The following is a 25,740-nucleotide window of genomic DNA, read 5'->3' as shown; positions in this document are numbered from 1 at the left end:
CAACCAGACAGGAGAACAGCGTGAGCGTTCAGGAGATTGCCGACAAGATCAGGTCGCGCGTGGCCAGCAGCGGGTTCGATCGTTCCGTGAAGTTCGACACCGGCAGCGATGGCGTCATCGTCATCGACGGTGCCGATGTCTCGACCACCGATGGCCCCGCCGACTGCACCATCAAGCTCTCGCTCGACGATCTGGACTCGCTGATATCGGGCGATCTCAACCCGACCATGGCCTTCATGACCGGCAAGATAAAGGTCGAAGGCGACATGTCTGTCGCCATGGCGCTCAGCCAGTTGATCGGCTGAGATAGAAGACCGCCGAGATTGTTCTCGGAACGAAAACGCCGCCGTTTCGGGCGGCGTTTTTCGTTCGTTCGGGGCTCAGCGTCTCAGGCCGCCAGCGTCGGCGCCTTCAGCTTGCGCCCCGCGGCCTTCAGCGTGCCATGGACGCCGGCGAGCGCGCCCTCCACCAGTTCCACCGCGAGCAGCCTATGCCGCTCATACGGGCCCGGCATGGCCAGCGAACCGGTCTTTGCGGCCGAGAAGCCGAAGCGGCCGTAATAGGGCGCGTCGCCGACCAGCAGGATCGCGGCGTGGCCGAGACGCGCGGCTTCGGCGACCGCATGGCGCATCAGCGCCGAGCCGATGCCGGCACTCTTGAGCGAAGGGGCGACCGCCAGAGGCCCAAGCAACAGTGCTGCCGGACCGCCCTCGCCCAGCGTGACGTCCCAGAGCCGCACGGTGCCCATCACGGCGCCCGATGCGTCGCGCGCGACGAAAGCCAGGCCTTCCGAGGGCCGCCGGCCCCGCCGCAGCTTCTCCGACGACTTCGTCTTGCGCTTCGGCCCCATGGCGGCATCGAGCAACGCCTCGCGCGCCACGATGTCATCAGGCGTTTCGGCAACGATGGCGAAAGCACGGGCACTCTCCTCCCTCGAGGGGGAGATGTCGCGCGCAGCGCCTTCGACAACGAAATTTGCAATATCCATTTCCGCGATCCCTTCACGAGCGGAGACTGTTCCACAGGCGAGCCCGGATGGGCGACAAACGCCCACCTGGGATGATCCGACGGTTCTTTCGAACCGTCAGATCACGTAGGATCGGAGAGGCTCGAAGCCGTTGAAGGCGACCGCCGAATAGGTGGTCGTGTAGGCCCCGGTGCCTTCGATCAGCACCTCGTCGCCGATGGTCAGCGACAGAGGCAGCGGATAGGGCGTCTTCTCATACATCACGTCGGCCGAATCGCAGGTCGGGCCGGCGAGCACGCAAGGCGCGGTCTCCGTGCCGTCATGCGCGGTCACTAGGGGATAGCGGATCGCCTCGTCCATCGTCTCGGCCAGGCCGCCGAATTTGCCGATATCGAGGAACACCCAGCGCACATTGTCGTTGTCCGCCTTCTTCGAGATCAGCACGACTTCCGACTTGATGACGCCGGCATTGCCGACCATGCCGCGGCCCGGCTCGATGATGGTCTCGGGAATGGCGTTGCCGAAATGCTTGCGCAGCGCCGAGAAGATGGCCTGGCCGTAAGCCTGGGCCGCCGGCACGTCGCGCAGATAGCGTGTCGGAAAGCCGCCGCCCATATTGACCATCTTCAAGACGATGCCTTCCTCGGCGAGCGTCGAAAACACGGTCTTGGCGTCGGCCAGCGCGCGGTCCCAGGCCGTCAGGTCAGTCTGCTGCGAGCCGACATGGAACGACACGCCATAGGCGTCGAGCCCGAGCGCCTTGGCATGGCGCAGCACGTCGACGGCCATCGCCGGCACGCAGCCGAACTTGCGCGACAGCGGCCATTCGGCGCCCTCGCCATCGGTCAGCACGCGGCAGAACACGCGGGCGCCTGGAGCGGCGCGGGCGATCTTCTCGACCTCCTCGACGCAGTCGACGGCGAACAGCTTGATGCCGAGCTGGTAGGCGCGCGCGATGTCGCGCTCCTTCTTGATGGTGTTGCCGAAGGAGATGCGGTCCGCCGGCGCACCGGCGTCCATCGCCATCTCGACTTCGGCAACGGAAGCGGTGTCGAAGGACGAGCCCATCGCAGCAAGGAGGCGCAGGATTTCCGGCGCCGGGTTTGCTTTCACCGCATAGTAGATCCTGGAATCGGGCAGCGCCTTCTCGAAGGCGCGGAAATTGTCGCGCACGACATCGAGGTCGACGACGAGGCAAGGACCGGTCGGACGTCGGGTGGCGAGGAAGTCGAGGATGCGCTGCGTGGCCATCGGGTTTCTCCATCACGCCTTTCGGCGCGCACAAGGGTGCGGACGCGGGCTGTCGGCCTCGCGAACACGCGGTGGACAAAGGCGGGACGGAAATCCATGGAACCAGCCGGTGGAGACCCCGGAACCATGAAACGCCGTCTCGCGGCGATGAACCTTGGCCTTGCCCGGCTTCGGTTCGCTTTGTCTGCCTTGGCTTGGATTGGGAGAACCCCGTTCCGCACTGCCGGCAATGATGGTGTGCCTCTTCAGTAACCCCGGTCTTTGGACAACCGGCAGAGAACCAGAAAGGCCCGCACCGTCGTTGCTTCAAGGTGTCCTCGGTCTGGCGGTTGGCCGCTAAACCGACTGGAGGGGTTAGCTCCAGTTACCTTACCGATTTCCCTCACCATTCAGAGGATCGGCGGACACCCACAGGCACGTGCGACTTTGGGCAAGCGCGATATAGGGGCAGAGAGATTCACAATCAATAAAAATCGTATCGCAGGTTGTAAAAATTCCGGCATCGAACAATGTTGGTTTCACCGTATCCGGATATCGAACGATGACAGGCACGCACGGCCCTTTCGACGCCCTTCTGCACCCCCGCAAGATACCGGTGGTCCGGCCTGTCGCTGGCCCTTCCGGCGGCGACATTGCCCTGATACGGCTCGGCCGAAACTCGACGCCGCACGAAAGGCCTGATTCATGGACACACTGACCCGCATGCGCGCCTTCATCGACGTGGTCGAGGCCGAGGGCTTTTCGGCGGCGGCGCGCAAGATCGGCCGCTCCAAGGCGCTGCTGTCGAAATATGTGCGCGAGCTGGAGGACGAGCTCGGCGCGCTGCTGCTCAACCGCACCACCCGCCAGTTCTCGATGACCGAGGCCGGCCATACCTATTATCGTCGCGCCTCCGAGATCGTGCGCGAGGTCGACAGCCTTGCCGATGCCGTGCGCGAATCCTCCGGCGACGTGCGCGGCAGGATCAAATTGTCTGCGCCGCGCACCTTCGCCGACGCGCCGATCGGCCAGTCGCTGATCGACTTTGCCAAGCAATATCCCGACATCGTGCTCGACATCCAGCTGGACGACCGCTTCGTCGATCTCGTCGAGGAAGGCTTCGATCTCGCGGTGCGCATCTCGCGCCTGGAGAACTCCTCGCTGATCGCCAGGCGTCTGGCGCCGTTTTCGACACGGCTGTGCGCATCTCCCGAACTCATCGCAAAACATGGCATGCCGGTGCGCGCGCAGGACCTCGGCCGCATGCCCTGCATCGTCGACACCAATGGCCGCGGCCTGAACAACTGGCAATTCAAGGGAGATGGCGAGGAAACGGTAAGCGTCTCGGTCTCCGGCCCGATCGAAGTCAACAGCCCGATGGCGGCGCGGGCTGCTGCCCTGTCGGGGTTGGGATTTGCCATCCTGCCGGATTTCATCGCCGTGCCGGATATTGCGAGCGGCCGGCTGGTAACGGTGCTGGATGACCGCACCCTGTCGGGTGCCGGCATTTTCGCCGTCTATCCGCACCGGCGCTATTTGCCCGCCAAGGTGCGTGTCTTCGTCGATTTCCTGGTCCAGTGGTTCAGGACGCGCGAAACCGCATGACCGGCTTCAATTGCGGCGCGGTCCCATTTTCGCCCCCTTTCTGGTAACTGTCGACTTCTCTCCGAAGCCAAGGGAATCGCGACCGCGAATGCATCTGAAACGGCACGCAATCATGCTGGCTTCGGCCTTGGCGGCGACGTTGGCCGCCGTTGGACCGGCCGAGGTGCATCCGCACGTTTTCGCCGAGGCCCGCCTCGACGTGATCCTCTCCCCGGATCACCAAAGCGTGAAAGCGCTGCGCCATCTCTGGCGCTTCGACGATCTGTTTTCCAGTACCGTCATGATGGAGTTCGACAAGAATTCCGACCTGAAGCTTGACGATAAGGAACTGAAGGAGGTCGCCGAAACGGTCCACGCCTCGCTGGCCGAGTTCAACTACTTCCAGCTGGTCACGCAGGACGGCAAGGACGTGCCGATGACGCCGCCGCCGCATCTGATGGCCAATTTCGACAACGACCAGCTGATCATCCTGTTCGAGTCCGAACCGAAGGCGCCGATCAAGCTCGCCGGCAAGATCGATATCGGCGTCTACGATCCGACCTTCTACACGGCGATCGATTTCACCGAGGACGCCAACATCACGGTCGAGGGCCTGCCCCCGAACTGCACCGACAAAGTGGTCCGCCCCGACCCGGATGAGGCCATCAAGGAAAACCAGAAGACCCTGACGGACGCCTTCTTCAACGACCCGACAGGCACCGACATGAGCAAGATCTTCGCCACCAAGCTCGAACTGACCTGTCAGCCAGAAGGATGAATGCAGTGAAACCCTCCCTGCGTTTGGCATTCGGCCTGTTGGCCCTCGCCTTTGCCGCAATGCATTTCGCCGGCACGGCTCATGCCCAGAGCTCGCTCGGCATTGGCGTCAACGATGGCATGGCGCCGACCACCGGCCCGTTCGCCCACGTCCTGATGTGGATCAATCTCAGGCAGCAGGAATTCTACCGCGCGCTCGCCACGGCGATGAAGGCGATGCGGCAGGACAACAGCAAGCTCTGGGTGCTCATCGGCCTGTCCTTCGCCTACGGCATTTTCCACGCCGCCGGCCCCGGCCACGGCAAGGCGGTGATCTCGTCCTACATGGTCGCCAACGAAGTGGCGCTGCGGCGTGGCATCCTGTTGTCGTTTGTCTCGGCCCTGCTGCAGGGCCTGACCGCTGTCGCGGTCATGGCGGTCGCCTATTTCGTCCTGCGCGGCACCGCCGTCTCGATGACCGATGCGGCCTGGTTCATGGAGATCATGAGCTTCGTCTTCGTCACCCTGTTCGGCGCCTGGCTGCTGTGGCGCAAGCTCGGCCCTTCCATCCTGCGCCTGTTCGGCAGAGGTCCCGCCTACAGCCTGTCGGCGGCTCACGCCGGGCATTCTCACGCAAGCCATTCGCATGCCGGCCTTACAGGTCACACGGGCTCGTCGCATGCCGCTCACAGCCATTCGGCGCACGCGCTGCATGGGCATGATCGTCACGATCACGGGCATGGCCATTCGCACGATCATCATGATCACGGCACGCATGATCATCACCACGATCATGGCGCGCACGATCATGCGCATCACGATCACGCTGCGGGCGAGGTCTGCGAAACCTGCGGCCATTCGCATGCGCCCGATCCGGCCCTGCTGTCGGGCGACCGCTTCGACTGGCGCACCGCCTGGACGGCGGTGGCCGCGGTCGGCATCCGCCCCTGTTCCGGCGCGTTGATCGTGCTCAGCTTCGCCCTGCTCAACGGCCTGTGGCTCGGCGGCCTGCTGTCGGTGCTGGCGATGTCGATCGGCACCGCCATAACCGTCTCGGCGCTGGCGACGATCGCGGTGACCGCAAAGAACTGGGCGGTGTATTTCGCCGGCGACGGCCGCATGGGCAACCGCATCCATTCGATCGTCGAGATCGGCGGTGCCGCCTTCGTGTTCCTGTTCGGACTGCTGCTGCTGTCGGCGAGCCTGACGGGTGGCGTTTGACCCGGAAGTAGCGCCCCAAGGTGTGTTGAGATTCAGGTCAGGCCGTGCCGAGAACGGTTGATATCGAGAACCGGAGCGGAGCGTAATTAAAGTACGTGAGCACCGGAAGCGCAGCTATCAGCCGTTGGCAGCCCGGCATCACCTGAATATCAATCCACCTTGCCGCCGAGTTCATCCTCGATATGCGTGCGGATAATCTCGTCGAAACTCTTCTCGGCGTTGAAGCCGAGTTCCCTTGACCGCCGCGCCTCGAACCGCGTCGGCCAGCCCTTGACGATCGCCCAGATCGTCTCGTCCGGCTCCTCGCGGATCAGGCTCACCGCCTTCGGCCCGGCGATGCGTTCCAGCGCCTCGATCTGCTCGCCGACGGTGACGGCGACGCCTGGCATCGTCAGGTTGCGGCGCGGTCCCACAGTGGCGCCGTCGATCCCGGCCGCATGGATCAGGAAATTCACCGCCGATCGCGGGCTGGCGTGGGTATGGACGACGGTGCGCGGCACCGGCAGGATCGCCTCCTGACCGTTCAGCGGCTCGCGGATGATGCCGGAGAAGAAGCCGGAGGCCGCCTTGTTCGGCTTGCCCGGCCGTACGCAGATGGTCGGCAGCCGGATGCCGATGCCGTCGAAGAAGCCGCGCCTGGAATAGTCGGCCAGCAGCGCCTCGCTCATCTGCTTTTGCGTGCCGTAGGAGGTCAGCGGCGTCGTGTGGAATTCATCGGGAATGACGTCCGGGAACGGCGCGCCGAACACCGCGATCGACGAGGTGAACACGACACGCGGCGCAAACCCCGCCAGGCGGATGGCATCGAACAAGGCGCGCGTGCCGTCGAGATTGACGCGGTAGCCGAGATCGAAATTGGCTTCCGCCTCGCCCGACACGATGCCGGCGAGATGGAACACGACGTCGGGCCGCGACGCGACCAGCCTCTCGGCGGCGCCCGCCTCGGCGAGATCGCCGGTATGGCTGTGGATGCTGACGCCATCGATGGCCGGCGCCTGTGGCGGTACGATGTCGTGCAGGTCGAGCGCGGTGATCTTCTGGCCGCGCAGCCTGCCGTCCTTTGCCAGCCGTGCAATGAGCTTGCGGCCGACCATGCCGGCGGCGCCCGTGATCAGAATGCGCATGTCTGATATCCCTTATTTGCCCTGATTTTTGTTCTGGCTGCGCGCGCGCAGCCAGAACACCAAGAAAAAAGCCAGCACGAACGCAGTGCCGAAGATGCCGGCGAGCGCGGTCGACAGGTCGCCGAGGGCCAGCATGATGTTTGGCAGGAAATAGACGGCGATGCCGAACAGCAGCATGATCGACAGCGCCGCGATGGCGGCGTTCTTGGTATCGCGATCCATTATGCTGTCCCGGGGTGGCCAGGGGTCGTCGAGCTCGGATTCAAGGCGCTTGGGTTCCCTGCGTCAGTGATGGTGGCCATGATGCAAAGCCGCGTCATGCCCCTGGTGGTGATCATGGTCATGGTCATGATCGTGCTCGTCGTCGGCGCACTGGCCGAATTCAGGTTCCACCGTGGCATGGCTGATGCCATGCTCCGACGCAAGCCGCTTTTTGATCGCGCTGACCGCCCTGTGCGCGTCCACGCCCTCGTCGAGGCAGGCATGCAGCGTCGCCATGCTGCTGGTGCCGTCGATCGACCAGATATGCATGTGGTGCACCTCGCGCACCCCCTGGACCGTCGTCGCGATGTCGCTGGCGATCAGGTCCCGGTCGAGGCTCGGCGGCACCCCTTCGAGCAGGACGTGGGCGGCCGCGCGCATCAGCGACCAGGCCGTGGACAGGATCAGCAGCGAGACCAGCACCGACAGGATCGGATCGATCGGGGTCCAGCCGGTCGCCAGAATGACGATCGCCGCCACGATTGCCGCGGCCGAGCCGAGCAGGTCGCCGAGCACATGCAGGATGGCGCCGCGCATGTTGAGGCTTTCGCGGTCGCCGCCATGCAGCACCAGGAAAGAGCCGATGTTGACCAGCAGGCCGAGGATCGCCACCACCAGCATCGGCCCGCCCAGCACCGGCGCCGGCGTCTGCAGGCGCTCCCACGCCTCGTAGACGATCCACAGCGCGATGACGAAGATGGCAATGCCGTTGGTATAGGCCACCAGCGTCTTGACCCGGCCGAAGCCATAGGTCAGGCGGACGGTCGCCGGCCGGTCCGCAAGATGAAACGCATACCAGGCCAGGCCGAGCGCAATGGCGTCGGCAAGCATGTGGCCGGCATCGGCCAGCAGCGCCAGAGAGCCGGTGAAGAGACCGCCAAGCGCCTCGGCCACCATGAAGCCTGCCGTCAGGCAGGCCGCGATCAGAACGCGCTTCTTGTCGGTCGAGCCATGACTATGCCCGCTGTGGCCGGGCCCGCTGTGGTCGTGCCGGCTGTCGTCGTGACTGTGCGCCAATGATAAAACTCCTAGGCGCCAACTTCCGCGCGAAAATCCTCGAGCCGTCGTTTCTGCTGGCCGGCACCGTCGAAATTGGCCGGATCGAGCCACGCCTCGTAGGCTTTGCGCAAGGCCGGCCATTCCTTGTCGATGATCGAATACCATGCGGTGTCGCGGTTTTCACCCTTGACGATCAGGTGCTGGCGGAAAACGCCCTCGAACTTGAAGCCGAACCGTTCCGCGGCGCGCTTCGACGGCTCGTTGCGGTTGTTGCATTTCCATTCGTAGCGGCGATAGCCGAGCTCGTCGAAGACGTATTTCATGAACAGGAACTGCGCTTCCGTCGCCGCCGGCTTGCGCGCGATGAGCGGCCCCCAGTAGATGTTGCCGATCTCGATGACGCCATAGGCCGGATCGATGCGCATCAAGGTCTGGCGTCCGGCGATTTTGCCACTCGCTTTGTCGATGACGGCGAAGAACAGCGGATCCCCGCTCGCCTCCACCTTGTCCAGCCATGGCTGGAAAGCGGCGCGGGTTTCCGGCGGATAGTCGGGCAGCCAGGCGAAGCGGCCATCGACGTCGGCCACGGAAGACGCTTCATAGAGGCCGTCGCCATGCTTCGCGGCGCTCAGCGGCTCAAGCCTGACATAGCGGCCCTCCAGCACCTTGCGCTCCGGGCGCGGACGCGGTTGCCAGTCCTTGAGATTTTCCGACACCGAAAGCTCCAATCCGTTTGACTTTTGCGGGCCGAAGCTCACAAAAACGCAACCGCATAGCAAGAACCACACGGACGGGAAAAATGCTCCACACGATTTCGGCCTTCGATCGTCTCGGCGAGGAAAACGCCTTCGCCGTGCTCGCAAGGGCCACGGCACTCGCCCAGCAAGGCCGCGACATCGTCAATCTCGGCATCGGCCAGCCCGACTTCAAGACGCCGCAGCACATTGTCGAGGCGGCGATCAAGGCGCTGCGCGACGGCCACCACGGCTACACGCCGGCGAACGGCCTGTTGGCGACGCGCGAGGCGGTGGTGCGCCGCACGCTGACCACGACCGGGGTCGAGGTATCGCCCGAGGCGGTGATGATCCTGCCCGGCGGCAAGCCGACCATGTTCGCCGCCATCCTGATGTTCGGCGAACCCGGCGCCGAGATCCTCTATCCCGATCCCGGTTTTCCCATCTACCGCTCGATGATCGAGTTCACCGGCGCGGCACCCATTCCCGTACCGATGCGCGAGGAGAACGGCTTTGCCTTCTCGGCCGATGAGACGCTGGCGCTGATCACCTCGAAGACGCGGCTCCTGATCCTCAACTCGCCGGCCAACCCGACCGGCGGCGTCACGCCGCGCGCCGAGATCGAGAAACTGGTCAAGGGCCTCGAGGCTCATCCGCAGGTGGCCATCCTCTCCGACGAGATCTACGACGTGATGACCTATGACGGCGAAAAACACTGCTCGCTGCTCGGGTTTCCCGAAATCCGCGACCGGCTGATCGTGCTCAACGGCTGGTCGAAGACCTGGGCGATGACCGGCTGGCGCATGGGCTGGTCGATCTGGCCGAACGGCGACAAGGGCGCCCATCTCTACGACAAGGTGCGCAAGCTGGCGGTCAATTGCTGGTCCTGCGTCAACGCGCCGAGCCAGTTTGCCGGCATCGCGGCCATCGACGGCCCGCAGGACGACGTCGACAACATGATGCGCGCCTTCGACCGCCGCAGGAAGATCGTGGTCGAGGGACTGAACGCCCTGCCAAACATATCCTGTATCACGCCCAAGGGCGCCTTCTATGCCTTCCCCAACGTGTCGAAGACCGGCTGGAAGGCGAAGCAACTGGCCTCGGCCCTGCTCGACGACGCCGGCGTGGCACTGATCGGCGGCCCCGATTTCGGCATTCTCGGCGAGGGCTATGTCAGGCTCTCCTACGCCAATTCCGAGGAGAACATTTTACGCGCGCTGGACAGGATCGGAGCGTTCCTGGGGAAGTGAGGCTTAGCTCGGACCTTCGGCCGGTTCACATAGCTTGCCGTGATCGAACGCAGCTCCTCGCTGTCATGAGCCGTCGGGATGCGCGTGGCCGGAGGCTGGGCGAGCATGTCGGGAACGGCTACTGTCGTACCCTTGCAACCAGGATCGAAGAAGGGGTCGCGCCAGATGTTTTACGCCATCCTCGCCTACCATGCGGAAGCAGCGATCGCGGATCTGACGCCTGAGCAGGACGCGGCACTGATGGCCGACCTGCTCGAGGTCAACGACCGGCTTTACCAGCAGGGCATGCTTGGTCCCTCGGCGCGGCTTGGAGCGACCCAGTCGGCCTGCACTTTGCGCGGACCCGGCGACGGGATCGTCATCGACGGCCCCTTCGCCGAGACCAAGGAACAGCTTCTCGGCCTGTACGTCGTCGATTGCGCCAAGCGCGATGACGCGATCGCCATCGCGCGCGATCTGCGCCGGGTCAACCCGACCGCCGTCTACGAGATCCGCCCGATCGCGCTCTATCTGCCCGGCGTGGCGCTGACGGGCGCCTAATCAGCCTCTGCCCACGAACGGCATCTTGGTCGCCATCACGGTCATGAACAGCACATTGGCCTCGAGCGGCAGGCTGGCCATGTGGACGACGGCGTCGGCCACGTGCTGGACGTCCATCACCGCTTCGGCGGCAATGGAGCCGTTGGCCTGTGGCACGCCGACCGTCATCGGTTGCGCCATGTCGGTCAGCGCATTGCCGATGTCGATCTGGCCGCAGGCGATGTCGTAAGGGCGGCCGTCGAGCGCCAGCGTCTTGGTCAGCCCGGTGATGGCATGCTTGGTCGCGGTATAGGGCACCGATCCCGGGCGCGGCGCGTAGGCCGAGATGGAGCCGTTGTTGATGATGCGGCCGCCCATCGGTTTCTGCTTGCGCATGGCGCGGAAGGCCGCGCGGGCGCACAGGAACGAACCGGTGAGGTTTACGCCCACAATATCGTTCCACACCTCGACCGGGATCTCGTCGATCGGCGCTGACTTGTAGCCCATGCCGGCATTGTTGAAGAGCAGGTCGACGCGGCCGAACGCCTCCGCCACCGTCTCGAACAAATCGTCGACCTCGCCGGGCTTGCTGATATCGCAGGCGACAGCCAGTGCCTTGGCATCCGTTTGCCCGGCCGCGGCGATCGCCGCGTCCAGCAGCGCCTTCCGGCGTCCGCAGAACACGGTGTTCCAGCCGGCTTTGAGCAGCGCGGTGGCGACGCTCTTGCCGATGCCTGTCCCGGCGCCGGTGACGATGGCGGTTTTTTCGGTCATGGCAGATATCCTCCGGCTGCGCCGCATTGCTCGACTGATTTTCAGGTGGGACAAAAGGCATCGCAAATGACGGCGGCGATGGCAAGCGGGACGCTGGTGTCCAGGGCAACGAATCCGAGCCGACAGGTCTCTTCGGAGCCTTTGACGACGCGCTGTCGAGGGAGCATTCGAACGGAAAACCCCGCCTGTGCGGCGGGTCCCTGGCGCAACTCAGCACCATAACCAAATATCTACCATAGTTGCCTACACCCAGTCAAGGAAAAAATTCCTATCAAGGGTTCGGAGCCTGGCCGGGTGCCGAAAAGTGCAATTCGTTGTTGGGAGAAGCCCGGAGGGCCGACAAAAAGGGCGGTCATTGGCGACCGCCCTGATCTGGACCGGACTTGGGAGGAGGAAAGCCGATCCGACTGTCTAGAATCATGCGCTTCCTGGGTTAACGAGAGGTTAACGCCACCAAGGCCCGCCTGTTCCGTTTTGACCTACCAGCGTGGATTGGGTGAGGTCCCGGCCTTGGCAGCCGGCACCTTGACCGCCGAAACCGTCGCCTCGACATGGTCGATCAGCGCATCCGGCAGGCCGAGCCGGCCCGCGAGCAGATCGAGATAGCCGCGCTCGGCACGTGTGTCGGGATCGATTGTGAGGCGCGACGCCGTGTAGAGCTCAAGCTTCTGCGCGTCGGTCTTGGCGCCGGCCACCAGCGTGTCGAGGTCGAGCGGGCTCTCCAGCTCCGCCATCAGGAATTTTTCCGCATCGGAACCGATTCCCGCGAGGCTCAGCTTGCCGGCGATCTTCTTGCGCTCCTCATCGTCGACATGGCCGTCGGCCTTGGCCGCCGAGATCATCGCCCGCACCAGGGTCAGCGTGAATTCGTCCTCGCCCTGCGGCGCTTGCGACGGGTGGAAGGCAGTGTCCTTCGGCGGCGGCAGCAATTCCGGTTCGCCGGCCGCCGGCGCCTGCTCGGGTGCATTGCCGGCCTTGTAGTTCTGGTAGGCCTTGTAGGCGAGGCCACCGATCGCTGCCAACCCGCCGAGCTTGACGGCGGCACCGGTGACCTGGCGCCCGGCGCCGGTTCCAAGCAGCACCGCGGCCAGCGCGCCCGCCGCAAGAGGATTGTCCTTGGCCATCTGCACCGCCTGTCCCGCCTTGTCGCGGACCGTGCCGCCGGTGCCGGGAATTTGCGAGCCGAGCAGATCGTCGAGAAGCTTCTTGGGATCGAACATCAATGCCTCCAGGATTGCCCGGCCGAACGGGCAGGTTTCGAATGCCGAAGACGTAGGTCCGAAACCTGGCATTGCAATGACGGACGTCGCTTTGTCCCGGCCCAGGCGCCTTGATCAGGATCCGATATGCGGTCCCCTGCCCCGCGCCTGCGCCAGCTCGACCTGCCGCTGGCGCTCGGCGTAGCGCTTGCGGTCGGCGTCCGAACGAGCGTCGAAACAATGCGGGCAAGAGACGCCGGCAGCAAATTTCGGCGATGTCAGCTCATCTAAGGTCAGCGGATGGCGGCAGGCGCGGCACAGCTCGGCGTCGCCCTCGGAGAGGCCGTGCGACACCGAAACCCGTTCGTCGAAGACGAAGCACTCGCCTTGCCAGAGGCTGTCTTCGGCCGGCACCTCTTCGAGATATTTCAGGATGCCGCCCTTGAGATGGAATACCTCCTCGAGGCCGAGCGACCTGACATAGGCCGTCGCCTTTTCGCAGCGTATGCCGCCAGTGCAGAACATGGCGACCTTGCGGCCTTCCAGCTCCGCGCGGTGCTCTTCCACCCAGGCCGGGAATTCGCGAAAGCTCGCGGTCGCCGGATCGATGGCGCCCTTGAAGGTGCCGATCGACACTTCGTAGGCGTTGCGCGTGTCGATGACGATCGTGTCGGGTTGGGAAATCAGCGCGTTCCAGTCGGCCGGCGCGACATAGGTGCCGGCACTCTTCGCCCGGTCGATGTCTTCGACACCCATGGTGACGATCTCGCGCTTCAGCCGCACCTTCATGCGGTGGAAGGGCGTTTGCGCGGCGCTGCTGTATTTCACCTCGAGGCCGGACAGCCCGTCGATGGCTTCGAGATGGTCGATCAGTTCGGCAATCGCCGCATCGCTGCCGGCGACAGTGCCGTTGATGCCTTCATGCGCCAGAAGCAGCGTACCCCTGATGCCGCGTCCACAGCAGAAGGCGGCCAGCGGCGCCCGCAGCGCCTGGAAGGCGTCGAGCCGCGCAAATTTGTAGAGCGCGGCGACGCGGACAGGCTGGGATGGCTCGGACGGTGTCATTGCCAGAGCAACTAGACGCTCGTAAAAGCCGTTTCAAGGTGAAACGGGTTTGACGGCCTGTCATGGCCCTGTTCCGGAAGTGCCCGTAAGCTGCCCGGCGTGCGTGACATCACGACACGCCCGGTTGCGTGGACAGGAAAATATCAGTCTGCTAATCGGTTGAATTGACGACGATATGGAGAAGAAGATGCCCAGCAAGACCGAAAAACTCCTGTCGCTGCTCAACGGTCAGCCGGTCATCCCGGTGCTGAAGATCGCTGAAGTTGCCAATGCCGTGCCCTTGGCCCGCGCTTTGGCGCGCGGCGGCCTGCCGGCGATCGAGATCACGCTCAGGACCGCGGATGCGCTGGAAGCGATCCGCCGCGTGGCCGGCGAGGTCGAGGAAGCCATCGTCGGTGCGGGCACCATTCTGGATGCGCGCCAGTTCGACGAGGCGGCCGCCGCCGGCTCGCAATTCATCGTCAGCCCGGGCATAACCCGCGAGCTTCTGGCAGGCGCCGCCGACAGCGAGGTTCCGTTGCTGCCCGGCGCCATCACCCCCGGCGAGATCATGGCCGCGCGCGAAGCAGGCTTGCGCTTCCTGAAGTTCTTCCCGGCCGAGCAGTCCGGCGGCATCGCCTCGCTGAAGGCCTTCGCCTCGCCGCTCGCCGACGTGAAATTCTGCCCGACCGGCGGTATCACCGGCAAGAACGCGGCCGACTATCTCAGCCTGCCCAATGTCATCTGCGTCGGCGGCTCCTGGGTCGCCCCCGACGACATGGTCAAGGCCGGCAGGTGGGACGAGATCGAAGCTCTCGCACGCGCCGCGAGCAAGCTCGCCGGATAAGCGGTTTCGCGTTCACCAGCGCAGCGGGCCATTCTCGTCGAAATAGCCGGCGGTCGGACCATCGGCATCCAGCGTCGCCAGGCGCACGATGATCTCGGCTGCCTGCTGCACCGTGCGACCGCCCCTGTGCCCATTGAGATCGGTCGCGGTGTAGCCGGGAGCAGCCGCATTCACCTTGATCCCGCGCGGCGCGAGCTCCCTGGCGAACGCCACCGTGATGGCGTTGAGCGCCGTCTTGGAGCTGCCGTAGCCCATTATGTTGGGTGACTGGGTTTCGCCTGTTGCGTCCTGCGCGCGTGCGATCGAGCCGATATAGCTGCTCACCATGACGATGCGGCCGGCGGGCGATGCCAGCAAGAGCGGCAGGAATGCCTGGGTGACGCGGACCGGGCCGAAGACGTTGACCTCATAGGTGGCCTTAATGTCGGCGACATTTTCCCGGCTCGGCGGCAGCTCATAGCGCCCGTCGGGACCGAGCGCGTCGACATAGGCGGGAGCGATGCCGGCATTGTTGACCAGCACGTCGAGGCTGGCTGCCCGCGCCGCGACGGTCCTGGCGGCGGCCGCCACGCTTTCGTCATCGGCAACGTCGAGTTCGAGCCACTCGACGTCGAGCCCTTCGCTGCGCAGCGTCTGTGCCGCCGCGGAGCCGCGTGCGGCGTCGCGGGCGCCGAGCCAGACCTTGAATCCCGTTGCCGCCAGGCGCCGTGCGGTCTCCAGGCCGATGCCCTTGTTGGCGCCGGTCACCAGCGCGCGCTTCGATGTCGTCATGTCCAAATCTCCTTTGTGGAGGCCTGATGCCTGTCGCCTGGAAGTGGCCCGGTCTGGGAGAACGACATGCATAAAACAAAGGCCCAAGACGCGTCGCCAAACGCGACGCGCCTTAGAGATGGCGGATTGCAGCCCGCCTCGCGCGCCGAAAACTCTCTTGCTCTTGCCTGATCCTCTCACCTGGTTGCGCGGCCCACGCGGATCGGCAATGCTGAAACGATGAGAGAAGCGTTGCTGGAATTGATCGCCATCGCCGCCCGCCATGCGCATGGACGGCGGACAAGGACGGCGATCCCTCGCGTTACGATCGGCCGCAGCGAGGTCCCGACGCCGCCGATGCCCGAGCTTTGTCAGCCGACGGCGCTGTTCGTGCTGCAAGGCACGAAATCGGTGCTGATCGGCGAGCGTACGCTTCGTTATCAAGCCGGCAGCTATTTCGTCTACGCGGTCGAGACACCCGCCACCAGCCAGCTGATCGAGGCGAGCACCGCGCATCCCTATGTGGCCCTCGGCTTCGCCCTCGATGTCAAGGCGATCGCAGCCCTGCTCATCGAGCACGAGCCGGCCGTCGGTGGCGACGATTTCAAGACCTACCTGGCCAATGACGACCTGCTCGACGCGTGGCGCCGGATGCTGCGGCTGCTCGACAGGCCCGCCGAGATTCCCGTGCTCGCTCCCCTGCTCGAGCGCGAGATATTGTTTCGCCTGTTGCAAGGCCCGCAAGGCGCGAAGTTGCGCCATCTCGCCGGCGCCGACAGCCGCTTGTCACAGATCCGCCGGGCGACCGCGTGGATCCGCGCTCACTATGACGAGCCGATCGAGGTGCGGCGGTTGGCCGAGCTCGCCAATATGAGCAGCGCTGCGTTTCATCGCCACTTCAAGGCGGCGACGGCGATGAGCCCGATCCAGTACCAGAAGCAGGTCCGCCTGCTGGAGGCCCGCCACCTGCTGCTGGCCCAGCCGGGAAACGCCGCGCGGGTTGCCTTTACCGTGGGCTATGAAAGCGCTTCACAGTTCAGCCGGGAATATGCGCGTCAGTTCGGGTTGCCGCCTGCACGCGATGCCGCGCGGCTTCTGGCGCGGGGCGAAGCGGCCGCGCTGGACATCGACTGAACCGTCCCGGCGGCACGAAAAAGCCCGGCCGGCTTGCGCCGATCGGGCTAGTTTGGTGCCATGGCAGTCAGCCTTGGCGGTCAGTTGCAGACCCTGACCTTCTCGACCACCTTGTGGTGATGCTTCCAATGCGTGACCACCTTGGTCCGGCAGTGATGCTTGCCATTTTTGATGATCACGGTTTCGGCTTGCGAGGGAGCAATAGCCGCCGATGCCGCCACCAGCGCCAGGACGGATGCCAATAGAATCTTCTTCATGAATATCCCCAGGTTGGAACGCAGCCATTCTAGCCCGGAAATAGGCAGCTTTTACGTTTTCACGAGAAGTTCAGGCGCCCGTGATCCCGCAGGGCCGGCTTCATGCATGCCGGTTGTTCCCGCACACAGCCGGTGACAACAAAAAAGCCGCGCCGGTTACCCAGCGCGGCTTTCGGAATGCCCGGTCTTTACGCTACTTCGTCTGGAAGCGCGCGACGGACAGGAATTTTACGGCATTGCCGGTGAAACGGTTGGCATCCGCCATCTGGTCGCCCTGCTGGAAGCCGGCTGTGTAGACCTCGCTCGGCGGCGTGTGGACCACATTGTAGGCGTAGCCCGGCGCCGTCGTGGCGCTCGAAACCGTGGCGACATTCTCGCCGCTGGTCAGCGCCCAGCGGGCGGCCTGCGGCGCGGCGGCGACCACGATGGCCTTGGGACCGGGTTTCAGGTCGCGGGCGGTGGCTCTGGCCTCCTTGCGGGTCGTCTTCACGCCGGCGCCGATCGCGGCGACCGGATCGGAACCGGCGGCGCGGGCAACGACGGCCTCGCGCGGCGATGCGGCATCGACGCCGGACGGGTCGTTGAACGCCGAACGAGGCTCGGACAACGACGCAACCCGATAATAGTCAGCCTGCACGGGAGGCGCCTCGGCCTCGTCGAGCACGGCCTTGACCGCATCGGGCTTGACCGCATCGGGCTTGGCCGCATCGATATTGGTCATATCCGGCCGCGCGCTCGGCAGCACCGAGAAGGCATCGGTCGCGGTCTTGCTACGCTCGGCCGTCTCGGCCAGCGCCATCAGCACATCCTTGCTGGGCGCAGGCGCCAGCACTGCCGGCAACGTGTGTTCGGGGCGCCATGTCGGCAAAGGTATGTTGTTGGCGGCAACCCGCGCTGCATCGGCCGTAACCGCCGAGGGATCAGCCTTGCCGAAAGGCATATTCGCCGGCGTCTGCACGGTTGCCACGGTCTGTTCGGTGCTGGCCGTCGCATCCGCCATGCCGAAGGGAACATTCTCAGGCGGCTGCGCCCCGACATCGACTTTCGGCCGCGGCGCGAAATCGGGCAGCGGGATGCTGCGTGCCGGCAACGCCGCGATGATCGTCTCGGGGGTATCCTTTTCCGGCTCCGGAGCCTGCTCCTCGGCGACCTGCGGAATCTCGGCGCGCTTGGCGTTCTCGGGCGCCACGATCGCGATCCCCGGCAGGGTGCCGCTCTTGGCGGTGCTCGCCGGTGCCGGCTTCACGCTTCTCGGCTTGGGCGCCGGCTCTGCCGATGCGACATCGGCGCTGTCGTCGGCCTCGTCGTCGCCACCGCCGAAGAAGGCAGCCAGCAGACCACCGGACCTTTTCGAACCGCCGCCGGCGCTGGCCAGTTCGATGGCGGCGCCGCCGGAACCCTTGCGTGCCTTGTATGAGGCAAGCGCCTGCTCAAAGCCGGGCAGCGGCCGGCCGTCGCTCGGCACGTGCAGCGTCTTGCCGTTCGGGAACAGGCTCACCAGTTCCTGTCGGCTGATACCGGGCCAATGGCGCACATTGCCGACATCCATGTGGACGAACGGCGAACCGGATCTCGGATAGTAGCCGACGCCGCCGCCCTGCATCTTGAGCCCGATATTGCGCAGCTTCTTCAGCGGCACGCCCGGAATGTAGAAGTCCATCGCCTTGCCGAGCATGTGCTGGCTCTTCTCGGCGACACCCTTGCTGCGGCTGCGCAGCATCGAGTTCGTCGACGGCGAGCGATAGCCGCAAACCACCTGGATATAGTCGGTGGCGCCGCTTTCCCGATAGGCTTCCCAGACCAGGTCCAGCAGGCGCGGGTCCATCTTGGTCGGCTCGTTGCGGCGCCAGTCGCGCAGGATGATGTTGATCTTCCTCAGCCCGGCCTGATCGTAACGGCCGTTGCGCTTGTAGACGATCTCCGCCTTCTCATGCGTGTGGAGGTGGTAGAGCTTCAGCGAACGGACTTCGGCCCTGGCGCCGGTTGCGGCAGCGGCAAGAAAACCAAATGCGACAATCATGGCCGCCAGCCACTTCGGCCAGACGCTCAAATGATAGTGCCGCCCGTTTGTGTGTCGTTCGATTCTGTTCAAATCAAAAGGCCTTGCAGGCTGCCGTTTGTCCCCGGATTTGCCCAAACGGACGTGTCGTTGTCACATCCGAATATCGATCCTAATGGTTAATCATCGCTTATTGAAGCCGAAATGCGGTAACACCGTGGCGATATCCCGCCAAAAATTGTCCACAAGGTTTCTTGGTAAACCGCTGGTTTAGATCATGATTCCTCGTTTGGCCGAAACACGATCTGTTACCGTTAGCCTTAATGCGTGAACGGGACCGTCGGGGACGTCGCCATCGGCGCGCCACACTCCGGTCCAGTCAATGCACCGGCGACATGATGGCAGCGCAAGCTGGTCCCGGCCTTGCGTGACCGCACTCGGGCCGACCGCTCTCAGGTCGGACATCGGGCGGCTGTGCGCGATGGCGCTCTCAGGAAGCGAGCTGGTCGAGCCTGCCGGTTTCCGGATCGATGCCGTATTCCTTGAGCTTGCGGTAAAGCGTCGAGCGGCCGATGCCGAGGCGGCGGGCGACTTCGCTCATCTGGCCGTTGTAGTGATCGATGGCGAGCTTGATCATCTCCAGTTCGACATCCGCCAGCGCGCGCACATTGCCGCGCTCGTCGAGCGCGCGCAGCGTGCCGAAGCGTGGCTGAAGCCGCATCGGCGATTCGGGTTCGGCAGCCGAAACGCCCTCGCCGGCCAGCGCCGGCTCATCGCGCGGTTCTACTGCCAAAGCCGGGCCGGTCGGCGCGATGTCCACATCGAGACGGACCGTGCCCTCCACCTGGGCGCGGATTTGCGGGAAATCCTCGACGCCGAGCACATCGCCTTCGCACAGCACCGAGGCGCGGAAGACGGCATTTTCCAGCTGCCGGATGTTGCCGGGCCAGTCATAGGCCTGGAGCACGGCGAGCGCCGCCGCCGAAATGCCCCGCAGGCGATGGCGCGGGTCTGCCGGAGCCACCTTCTCCATGAAATGTGCGACCAGATCGGGAATGTCGTCGCGGCGGTCGCGCAATGGCGGCACATAGATCGGATAGACGTTGAGCCGGTAGAACAGGTCCTCGCGGAACTTGCCGTCCTTGACCTGCTGCAGGAGATTGCGGTGCGTCGCCGAAATCAACCTGATGTCGACCCGGACCGTGGCGCGGCCGCCGACCGGATCGACCTCGCCATCCTGGACGGCGCGCAGCAGCTTGACCTGCACGTCGAGCGGCAGGTCGCCGATCTCGTCCAGAAACAGCGTGCCCGAATGCGCTTCGACGAATTTGCCGGTGTGCTTCTCCGTGGCTCCGGTGAACGAGCCCTTCTCATGGCCGAACAGGATCGATTCGACCAGATTGTCGGGAATGGCGCCGCAATTGACGGTGACGAAAGGTTTCGAGCGGCGGTCGCCGCTGCCCTGTATGGCGCGCGCCACCAGTTCCTTGCCGACGCCGGATTCGCCCTCGATCAGGATCGGGATGTTGGATGCCGCCGCTTTCTGGCCGAGGCGGATCACCTTGTCCATGGCGGGACTGTGCGTGATCATGTCCCTGAAGGTCAGCAGCCCGCCGCGCCGGCGAGACGTGCGCTTGACCTCGCCTTCGACAGCCTCGACCTTGAGCGCGTTGGCGATCGAGGCCTGCAGCCTGTCGGGAGAGGCCGGTTTGACGACGAAATCGAAGGCGCCGTGGCGCATCGCCGAAACCACGGTCTCGATGCCGCCCTGGGCGGTCTGCACGATGACGGGGATGGTGATGCCGCGCTCGCGCATCGCCTTGAGCACGCCGATGCCATCGAGATCGGGCATGACCAGATCGAGGATGACCACCGACACGCCGCGGGCGCCGGGCCCGTCGAGGGCGTCGAGGCCGGCAGCGCCCCCGTCGACGACGATTGCGGTGTGGCCGAACCGCGTCACCGCCGCATCGAGCAGCCGGCGCTGCACGGGATCGTCATCGACTATGAGTATGGAACCTGTCATGACTGTCTTGAGCCGCCCGCCTGATATCCCCATGGACCATCTTGGCACAGGGTTCTAAATAAGGTTTCAAAAAACCCGGTGAACGAATTCCTTAGGATTTGACCGGCTTCTCCGTTCTCCTGGCCCAGGGCCGGCCACTTGATTTAAAAGAAGGTATTGTCGATGCGCGTGATGTTTGATCGGCGGCCTGCGGCGCCAGCTTCCGGTCAGGGCGCTGCCGAGCTTGGCGATCTGCCGGAATGGAATCTTGCCGACCTCTATGCGGGCATGGAGGCGCCGGAGCTGAAGCGCGACATCGCGAAAGCCGCCGCCGATGCAGTCGCCTTCGAGAGCCGCTGGAAGGGCACGCTGTCCGCCGAGGCCGAGCGCGGCAGCGCAGGGAGGCTGGGCGAAGCGCTTGTCGCCTATGAGGCCTTGGAAGAGCTGATCGGCCGCATCGTCTCCTATGCCGGCCTCATCTACGCCGGCAACACCGCCGATCCGCAGCGCGCCAAGCTCTATGGCGACATCCAGGAGAAGATGACCGACGCCAGCGCGCATCTTCTGTTCTTCGCGCTCGAACTGAACCTGATCGACGACGCGGCGATCGAGGGCGCGCTCGCCGCCGACCCCGCCTTCGGTCATTACCGGCCCTGGGTGCTCGATCTGCGCCTGGACAAGCCATATCAGCTCGAGGATCGCGTCGAGCAGCTTTTCCACGAGAAGTCGATCACCGGGCGCAGTGCCTGGAACCGGCTGTTCGACGAGACGATGACGGACTTGCGCTTCGACGTCGACGGCGAGGAGCTGACGCTGGAACCGGCCCTGAACCGATTGCAGGATGCCGACGGCGAGGTGCGACGCCGCGCCTCCGAGGCGCTCGCCCAGACCTTCCGGAGGAATTTGCGCACCTTCACGCTGGTCACCAACACGCTGGCCAAGGACAAGGAAATCTCGGACCGCTGGCGCGGCTTCGAGGACATCGCCGATTCACGCCATCTCGCCAACCGCGTCGAGCGCGGTGTGGTCGATGCGCTGGCTTCGGCGGTGCGCGAGTCCTATCCGCGCCTGTCACACCGCTATTACCGGATGAAGGCCCGCTGGCTGGGCATGGAGGTGATGAACCACTGGGACCGCAACGCGCCGCTGCCGGAGACGCCGCAGGCCGTGATCGGCTGGGACGAGGCCAGGAACACGGTGCTGTCCGCCTATCAGCGCTTCTCGCCCGAGATGGCCGAGATCGCGCGGACTTTCTTTGACCGCAACTGGATCGACGCGCCGGTGCGCCCAGGCAAATCCCCGGGCGCCTTCGCCCATCCGACCGTGCCTTCGGCGCACCCCTACGTGCTGCTCAACTACATGGGCAAGCCGCGCGACGTGATGACGCTGGCGCATGAGCTTGGCCATGGCGTGCACCAGGTACTGGCCGGCGGCCAGGGCGCGCTGATGGCCTCGACGCCGCTGACGCTGGCCGAGACGGCGTCCGTTTTCGGTGAGATGCTGACCTTCCGCTCGTTGCTCGAGCAGACCACCGACAGGCGCGAGCGCAAGGCCATGCTCGCCCAGAAGGTCGAGGACATGATCAACACGGTCGTGCGCCAGATCGCCTTCTACGAGTTCGAGCGCAAGGTGCATGCGGAGCGCCGCAACGGCGAACTGACATCCGACAGGCTCGGCCAATTCTGGCTGGAGGTGCAGGCGGAAAGTCTGGGGCCGGCGATAAAGCTGCGCGACGGCTACGAAGTGTTCTGGACCTACATCCCGCACTTCATCCATTCACCCTTTTACGTCTACGCCTATGCGTTCGGCGACTGTCTGGTGAACTCGCTCTACGCGGTCTACCAGAACGCCGAGCGCGGCTTCCAGGACAAATATTTCGAGATGCTGCGCGCCGGTGGCACCAAGCATCATTCGCAGCTTCTGGCGCCTTTCGGCCTCGATGCCACCGATCCCGCCTTCTGGCAGATCGGGCTTGGCGTGATCAGCGGCCTGATCGACGAGCTGGAAGCGCTCGACAACTGAGGCGTCTTGTGTACGCCGTCCCCACCCGCTCAGAACAGTTTAGCCGGAATGCATATTGGGACCACACTATTCTTGGTCTGAATATCTGTTCTTGAATAACTCTCTTTCGTAGTTTTCCCATAGCTTTCCGTAAGCTCTATGATAGCCTCCCCGCCAAGCTCAGCCGGAGCATGCGGGTCGGGCGGGGAAGTCTCAGCCGACCGCGGCGTTCCGGTGCACGCGACGACGGCCATTGGCCATGGCTTGCAAAGCCGATGCCGACGGCTCGACTGAAGCCGGCTGTTCCGCAGGCGGCGGAACCATCATCGAGTAGTCCTTCGCCGAAGGTCATTAAGTCCAATGCCGCGGCAGACGGATCTGACTGGAGAGAGACAATGGGCACTTTTTTCTACATGCTCGTGGCGTTCCTTGTGGGTGTGCTGGTTGGCTGGTTCATCTGGGGACGCTTGCGCGGTGAGCTCGACAGCTTGCGCGGCGACCTCGACCGCACACGCAGCGAGCGCGACCGGCTGCGGGCCGACAGCGATCGCCTGACCGGCGAGTTGGATGCCGGTAGGCGCACCCGCGCCGACCTCGAGCGCCGGCTGCGCGAGGCCTCGACCGGCTCCGGCCCGGCAAAGGCGGCGGCGCCGGCGCCGGCCGCATTGATGTCGACGCCCACCCCTGCCAAATCCGCTCCGGCGGCCAAGCCGGCGCCCAGGAAGCCGGCTGCGGCCAAGGCCGCTTCAAGCGCCGCGAAGACCGGCGCGCCGAAGGCCGCTGCCGCCAAGGCCTCTCCCAAGGCCAGCGCGGCGCCCAGGAAGGCGGCACCGGCGAAGTCCGCGCCGGCCAAAGCGGCTTCCGGCAAACCCGACAATCTGCGTCGGCTGATCGGTATCGGCCCGGTCAACGAGAAGCTGCTCAGGGCACAAGGCGTCACCAGCTTTGCCCAGATCGCCGCCTGGACAGCCGCTGATATCAAGCGGATCGAGGACGTCATGAATTTCGACGGCCGTATCGCGCGCGAGCGCTGGATCGAACAGGCCAAGCTGCTCGCCGCCGGCAACGAGGCGGAGTTCGCCAGGCAGTTTCCGTCGGCCGGAACCGCCAGCAACACCTGAGCGACAGGGCAGATCCGACGATTGCGGCCGGCGGCGCGAACGATGCGCCGCCGGTTTGCTTTTGGCCGCAAGGTCTGCCCACGGATCAGGCCGGAGGTTGGGCCAGAAGTCGGCTTTAAGTGGCAAGGTGCCGCTCCCTCGATTGCGCGCGGCTGGCCCCCCATATAGAGCCATCATTGGCTTCATCGATCCACGCGCCGAGTTCCATGCCCCTGCCCGCCGCAATTTTCCGCAATGACGAAAGCGCGCGCCAGCTCGTTTTCGACCGACCGGACGACATCATCACGGCGCACGAGGCCCGGGATTTCTCGGCCGCGCTCCAGGCGGCCCAGGCCGCGCATGACGCCGGCAAATGGCTTGCCGGCTACTTCTCGTACGAGGCGGGCTACCTGCTGGAGCCGAAACTGGTTCCGTTGCTGCCGGCAGGGCGCCGCGCTCCGCTGGTCTGCCTGGGCGTCTTCGACGCGCCGGTGCAGGAGCCCGTGCCGCCCGGCAAGGCGGCGGCGACCAACGGCCCGATCTTCGATGCAAGGGCGGCATGGTCGTTCGAGGATTACGAGAAGCGGTTCTCGCGGCTGCACCGGCACATCAGGCAAGGCGACTGCTACCAGGGCAACCTGACCTTTCCGGTGCATGCGCAATGGTCGGGCGATCCGCTCGCCGCCTTCGACGCGCTGACCGAACGCCAGCCGGTGAAATATGGCGCGCTGGTTTCGCTTGGCGATCCGGTCGTGCTGTCGCGCTCACCCGAACTGTTCTTCGAGATCGACGCGCTGGGCATGGTCGAGACCCATCCGATGAAGGGCACGGCGCCGCGTGGTGCGACGGAAGCCGACGACGAACGCCAGAAAACCTTCCTGCGCAATGACGAGAAGAACCAGGCCGAGAACCGGATGATCGTCGACCTGCTTCGCAACGACATCTCGCTGATCAGCGAGGTCGGCACGCTGGAAGTGCCCGAGCTGTTCCGCATCGAGACCTATCCGACCGTTCACCAGATGGTGAGCGACGTCAGGGCGAAGCTGCTGCCGGGCCTCACGATCCGCCAGATCTTTGCCGCGCTGTTTCCCTGCGGTTCCATTACCGGCGCGCCGAAAATCCGCGCCATGGAGATCCTGCATGACCTTGAAGGCACGCCCCGCGATGTCTATTGCGGCGCCATCGGCTGGATCGCGCCCGGCGGCACGATGCGCTTTTCCGTGGCGATCCGCACCATCTCGCTCTTTCCCGGCGGCGAGGCCGTCTACAATGTCGGCGGCGGCATCGTCTTCGATTCAACCGCGCAGGAGGAGTATCAGGAGTGTCTCTTGAAAGCCCGCTTCGCGACGGGAACGCCGCCGGTTTCGAATTGATCGAGACCATGCGCTGGGAGCCGGCCACGGGCTTCCTGCGCTTGGAGCGGCATCTGGCGCGCCTCTATGGTTCGGCGGCCGAACTCGGTTTTGCCTGCGACCCGCAAAGGATCGGCGACGTGTTGGGCAAGGCTGTCGATGGCGCGCGCAACGCCTTGCGCACCCGCCTGGCTTTGGCGCGCAGTGGCGACCCGGCCGCCTCGGTCCAGCCCTATGAGCCGCTCGCCGCCGATAAGGTTTGGACGCTGCGGCTGGCGCGCACGAGGCTCGATTCGCACGACATGCTGCTGCGCCACAAGACCAGCCGGCGGCAGGTCTACATGCATGCCCGCGCCGAATATCTCATCACCCAGGCCGACGAAGTGCTGTTGGCCAACGAGCGCGGCGAGATGTGCGAAGGCACCATCACCAATCTCTTCGCCGATTTCGGCGAAGACATGCTTTTGACGCCCCGCCTCGATTGCGGGCTGCTGCCTGGCGTATTGCGCGGCGCGCTTCTGGATGAAGGCCGCGCCCGCGAGGCGATCTACAGCTTTGACGACTTGAAATCCGCCAGGGCGCTCTATGTCGGCAATTCACTGCGCGGCTTGATCCCGGCAAAGCTGATCTGAA

The 25,740-nt window shown here is 64.8% G+C and carries 25 protein-coding genes; 12 read left to right on the top strand and 13 right to left on the bottom strand.

Features of this window, described 5'->3' with window-relative positions; genetic code table 11:
- Positions 1-20 precede the first annotated feature (20 nt).
- The gene (locus tag LB533_RS16855) at positions 21-305 is read left to right on the top strand and encodes an SCP2 sterol-binding domain-containing protein (RefSeq protein WP_140513660.1); all 285 of its coding nucleotides are present in this window, start codon (positions 21-23) and stop codon (positions 303-305) included.
- 83 nt (positions 306-388) lie between these two features.
- On the opposite strand, the gene LB533_RS16850 is transcribed toward LB533_RS16855, so the two are convergent.
- Positions 389-988, bottom strand: a complete 600-nt coding sequence (locus tag LB533_RS16850; RefSeq protein WP_140641614.1) for a GNAT family N-acetyltransferase — start codon at positions 986-988, stop codon at positions 389-391.
- A 96-nt stretch (positions 989-1,084) separates the two neighbouring features.
- Positions 1,085-2,218 (bottom strand): ornithine/lysine decarboxylase, encoded by a 1,134-nt coding sequence (gene odc2 / locus LB533_RS16845; RefSeq protein WP_140513661.1) that lies wholly within the window; start codon positions 2,216-2,218, stop codon positions 1,085-1,087.
- 684 nt (positions 2,219-2,902) lie between these two features.
- Here odc2 and LB533_RS16840 point away from each other — a divergent pair.
- The 3 genes from LB533_RS16840 (at position 2,903) to LB533_RS16830 (ending at position 5,758) form a co-directional block, all read left to right on the top strand.
- Entirely contained in the window at positions 2,903-3,802 is a 900-nt protein-coding gene (locus LB533_RS16840; protein ID WP_140641616.1) for a LysR family transcriptional regulator, read from the top strand.
- An 88-nt stretch (positions 3,803-3,890) separates the two neighbouring features.
- Positions 3,891-4,559, top strand: a complete 669-nt coding sequence (locus LB533_RS16835; RefSeq protein WP_140549629.1) for a DUF1007 family protein — start codon at positions 3,891-3,893, stop codon at positions 4,557-4,559.
- Complete coding sequence (locus tag LB533_RS16830) at positions 4,556-5,758, top strand: nickel/cobalt transporter (protein ID WP_140641618.1); 1,203 nt, start codon at positions 4,556-4,558, stop codon at positions 5,756-5,758. Before LB533_RS16835 ends, LB533_RS16830 begins: the two co-directional genes overlap by 4 nt.
- 149 nt (positions 5,759-5,907) lie before the next feature.
- Here the strand turns inward: LB533_RS16830 and denD are convergent, their stop codons facing one another.
- The 4 genes from denD to LB533_RS16810 are packed head-to-tail and all read right to left on the bottom strand — an operon-like array spanning position 5,908 to position 8,858.
- Positions 5,908-6,882, bottom strand: coding sequence for a D-erythronate dehydrogenase (gene denD, locus LB533_RS16825; RefSeq protein WP_140641620.1), 975 nt, complete (start codon positions 6,880-6,882; stop codon positions 5,908-5,910).
- Positions 6,883-6,894: 12 nt separating this feature from the next.
- A complete protein-coding gene (locus LB533_RS16820; RefSeq protein ID WP_140641622.1) occupies positions 6,895-7,107 on the bottom strand; it encodes a SoxR reducing system RseC family protein in 213 nt (70 codons plus the stop codon).
- A 60-nt stretch (positions 7,108-7,167) separates the two neighbouring features.
- Positions 7,168-8,160: a cation diffusion facilitator family transporter gene (locus tag LB533_RS16815; protein WP_140641624.1), complete on the bottom strand. Its 993-nt coding sequence runs from the start codon at positions 8,158-8,160 to the stop codon at positions 7,168-7,170.
- An 11-nt stretch (positions 8,161-8,171) separates the two neighbouring features.
- A complete protein-coding gene (locus LB533_RS16810) occupies positions 8,172-8,858 on the bottom strand; it encodes a GNAT family N-acetyltransferase (protein ID WP_140641626.1) in 687 nt (228 codons plus the stop codon).
- An 83-nt stretch (positions 8,859-8,941) separates the two neighbouring features.
- On the opposite strand from LB533_RS16810, the gene LB533_RS16805 reads away from it, so the two are divergent.
- Complete coding sequence (locus LB533_RS16805) at positions 8,942-10,126, top strand: pyridoxal phosphate-dependent aminotransferase (RefSeq protein ID WP_140641628.1); 1,185 nt, start codon at positions 8,942-8,944, stop codon at positions 10,124-10,126.
- Positions 10,127-10,291: 165 nt separating this feature from the next.
- Positions 10,292-10,666, top strand: coding sequence for a YciI family protein (locus LB533_RS16800; RefSeq protein WP_140641630.1), 375 nt, complete (start codon positions 10,292-10,294; stop codon positions 10,664-10,666).
- Here LB533_RS16800 and LB533_RS16795 read toward each other — a convergent pair whose 3' ends face one another.
- From LB533_RS16795 to LB533_RS16785, 3 genes are all read right to left on the bottom strand, one after another.
- Complete coding sequence (locus LB533_RS16795; protein ID WP_224677778.1) at positions 10,667-11,419, bottom strand: SDR family oxidoreductase; 753 nt, start codon at positions 11,417-11,419, stop codon at positions 10,667-10,669. It abuts the gene before it with no gap.
- A gap of 479 nt (positions 11,420-11,898) precedes the next feature.
- Positions 11,899-12,639, bottom strand: a complete 741-nt coding sequence (locus tag LB533_RS16790; protein WP_140549620.1) for a tellurite resistance TerB family protein — start codon at positions 12,637-12,639, stop codon at positions 11,899-11,901.
- Positions 12,640-12,753: 114 nt separating this feature from the next.
- Entirely contained in the window at positions 12,754-13,683 is a 930-nt protein-coding gene (locus LB533_RS16785; RefSeq protein WP_224677777.1) for a rhodanese-related sulfurtransferase, read from the bottom strand.
- Positions 13,684-13,870: 187 nt separating this feature from the next.
- On the opposite strand from LB533_RS16785, the gene LB533_RS16780 reads away from it, so the two are divergent.
- Positions 13,871-14,509: a 2-dehydro-3-deoxy-phosphogluconate aldolase gene (locus tag LB533_RS16780; protein ID WP_140496266.1), complete on the top strand. Its 639-nt coding sequence runs from the start codon at positions 13,871-13,873 to the stop codon at positions 14,507-14,509.
- Between the two features lie 12 nt (positions 14,510-14,521).
- Here the strand turns inward: LB533_RS16780 and LB533_RS16775 are convergent, their stop codons facing one another.
- On the bottom strand, positions 14,522-15,280 hold the full coding sequence (locus tag LB533_RS16775) for an SDR family oxidoreductase (RefSeq protein WP_224677776.1): 759 nt from the start codon (positions 15,278-15,280) through the stop codon (positions 14,522-14,524).
- Between the two features lie 219 nt (positions 15,281-15,499).
- Between LB533_RS16775 and LB533_RS16770 the strand changes: the two genes are divergently transcribed.
- Positions 15,500-16,393 (top strand): AraC family transcriptional regulator, encoded by an 894-nt coding sequence (locus tag LB533_RS16770; protein WP_224677775.1) that lies wholly within the window; start codon positions 15,500-15,502, stop codon positions 16,391-16,393.
- Between the two features lie 80 nt (positions 16,394-16,473).
- Here LB533_RS16770 and LB533_RS16765 read toward each other — a convergent pair whose 3' ends face one another.
- The 3 genes from LB533_RS16765 to LB533_RS16755 form a co-directional block, all read right to left on the bottom strand.
- Entirely contained in the window at positions 16,474-16,650 is a 177-nt protein-coding gene (locus LB533_RS16765; RefSeq protein WP_140560312.1) for a hypothetical protein, read from the bottom strand.
- A 193-nt stretch (positions 16,651-16,843) separates the two neighbouring features.
- Positions 16,844-18,670 (bottom strand): DUF882 domain-containing protein, encoded by a 1,827-nt coding sequence (locus tag LB533_RS16760; protein WP_224677774.1) that lies wholly within the window; start codon positions 18,668-18,670, stop codon positions 16,844-16,846.
- A 469-nt stretch (positions 18,671-19,139) separates the two neighbouring features.
- Complete coding sequence (locus tag LB533_RS16755; protein ID WP_224677773.1) at positions 19,140-20,675, bottom strand: sigma-54-dependent transcriptional regulator; 1,536 nt, start codon at positions 20,673-20,675, stop codon at positions 19,140-19,142.
- Between the two features lie 162 nt (positions 20,676-20,837).
- Here LB533_RS16755 and LB533_RS16750 point away from each other — a divergent pair, with 162 nt between their 5' ends.
- From LB533_RS16750 to LB533_RS16735, 4 genes are all read left to right on the top strand, one after another.
- Complete coding sequence (locus tag LB533_RS16750; RefSeq protein ID WP_181169431.1) at positions 20,838-22,676, top strand: M3 family oligoendopeptidase; 1,839 nt, start codon at positions 20,838-20,840, stop codon at positions 22,674-22,676.
- A gap of 374 nt (positions 22,677-23,050) precedes the next feature.
- Complete coding sequence (locus LB533_RS16745) at positions 23,051-23,776, top strand: proton-conducting membrane transporter (RefSeq protein WP_224677772.1); 726 nt, start codon at positions 23,051-23,053, stop codon at positions 23,774-23,776.
- 188 nt (positions 23,777-23,964) lie between these two features.
- Entirely contained in the window at positions 23,965-25,128 is a 1,164-nt protein-coding gene (locus LB533_RS16740) for an aminodeoxychorismate synthase component I (protein ID WP_411970894.1), read from the top strand.
- On the top strand, positions 25,077-25,739 hold the full coding sequence (locus LB533_RS16735; protein ID WP_224677771.1) for an aminotransferase class IV family protein: 663 nt from the start codon (positions 25,077-25,079) through the stop codon (positions 25,737-25,739). The genes LB533_RS16740 and LB533_RS16735 overlap by 52 nt, the downstream gene beginning before the upstream one ends.
- Position 25,740 lies beyond the last annotated feature (1 nt).

It is taken from the genome of Mesorhizobium sp. BR1-1-13, from assembly GCF_020165515.1.
Taxonomy (GTDB): domain Bacteria; phylum Pseudomonadota; class Alphaproteobacteria; order Rhizobiales; family Rhizobiaceae; genus Mesorhizobium.
This window is presented reverse-complemented; position numbering and strand designations above follow the sequence as displayed.

Excerpts from the sequence above, each read along its gene's own strand:
- LB533_RS16850 (WP_140641614.1), bottom strand. The coding sequence starts at position 988 with ATGGATATTGCAAATTTCGTTGTCGAAGGCGCTGCGCGCGACATCTCC.
- odc2 (WP_140513661.1), bottom strand. The coding sequence starts at position 2,218 with ATGGCCACGCAGCGCATCCTCGACTTCCTCGCCACCCGACGTCCGACC.
- LB533_RS16840 (WP_140641616.1), top strand. The coding sequence starts at position 2,903 with ATGGACACACTGACCCGCATGCGCGCCTTCATCGACGTGGTCGAGGCC.
- LB533_RS16835 (WP_140549629.1), top strand. The coding sequence starts at position 3,891 with ATGCATCTGAAACGGCACGCAATCATGCTGGCTTCGGCCTTGGCGGCG.
- LB533_RS16830 (WP_140641618.1), top strand. The coding sequence starts at position 4,556 with ATGAATGCAGTGAAACCCTCCCTGCGTTTGGCATTCGGCCTGTTGGCC.
- denD (WP_140641620.1), bottom strand. The coding sequence starts at position 6,882 with ATGCGCATTCTGATCACGGGCGCCGCCGGCATGGTCGGCCGCAAGCTC.
- LB533_RS16805 (WP_140641628.1), top strand. The coding sequence starts at position 8,942 with ATGCTCCACACGATTTCGGCCTTCGATCGTCTCGGCGAGGAAAACGCC.
- LB533_RS16800 (WP_140641630.1), top strand. The coding sequence starts at position 10,292 with ATGTTTTACGCCATCCTCGCCTACCATGCGGAAGCAGCGATCGCGGAT.
- LB533_RS16795 (WP_224677778.1), bottom strand. The coding sequence starts at position 11,419 with ATGACCGAAAAAACCGCCATCGTCACCGGCGCCGGGACAGGCATCGGC.
- LB533_RS16790 (WP_140549620.1), bottom strand. The coding sequence starts at position 12,639 with ATGTTCGATCCCAAGAAGCTTCTCGACGATCTGCTCGGCTCGCAAATT.
- LB533_RS16785 (WP_224677777.1), bottom strand. The coding sequence starts at position 13,683 with ATGACACCGTCCGAGCCATCCCAGCCTGTCCGCGTCGCCGCGCTCTAC.
- LB533_RS16780 (WP_140496266.1), top strand. The coding sequence starts at position 13,871 with ATGCCCAGCAAGACCGAAAAACTCCTGTCGCTGCTCAACGGTCAGCCG.
- LB533_RS16775 (WP_224677776.1), bottom strand. The coding sequence starts at position 15,280 with ATGACGACATCGAAGCGCGCGCTGGTGACCGGCGCCAACAAGGGCATC.
- LB533_RS16770 (WP_224677775.1), top strand. The coding sequence starts at position 15,500 with ATGAGAGAAGCGTTGCTGGAATTGATCGCCATCGCCGCCCGCCATGCG.
- LB533_RS16765 (WP_140560312.1), bottom strand. The coding sequence starts at position 16,650 with ATGAAGAAGATTCTATTGGCATCCGTCCTGGCGCTGGTGGCGGCATCG.
- LB533_RS16760 (WP_224677774.1), bottom strand. The coding sequence starts at position 18,670 with ATGATTGTCGCATTTGGTTTTCTTGCCGCTGCCGCAACCGGCGCCAGG.
- LB533_RS16755 (WP_224677773.1), bottom strand. The coding sequence starts at position 20,675 with ATGACAGGTTCCATACTCATAGTCGATGACGATCCCGTGCAGCGCCGG.
- LB533_RS16750 (WP_181169431.1), top strand. The coding sequence starts at position 20,838 with ATGCGCGTGATGTTTGATCGGCGGCCTGCGGCGCCAGCTTCCGGTCAG.
- LB533_RS16745 (WP_224677772.1), top strand. The coding sequence starts at position 23,051 with ATGGGCACTTTTTTCTACATGCTCGTGGCGTTCCTTGTGGGTGTGCTG.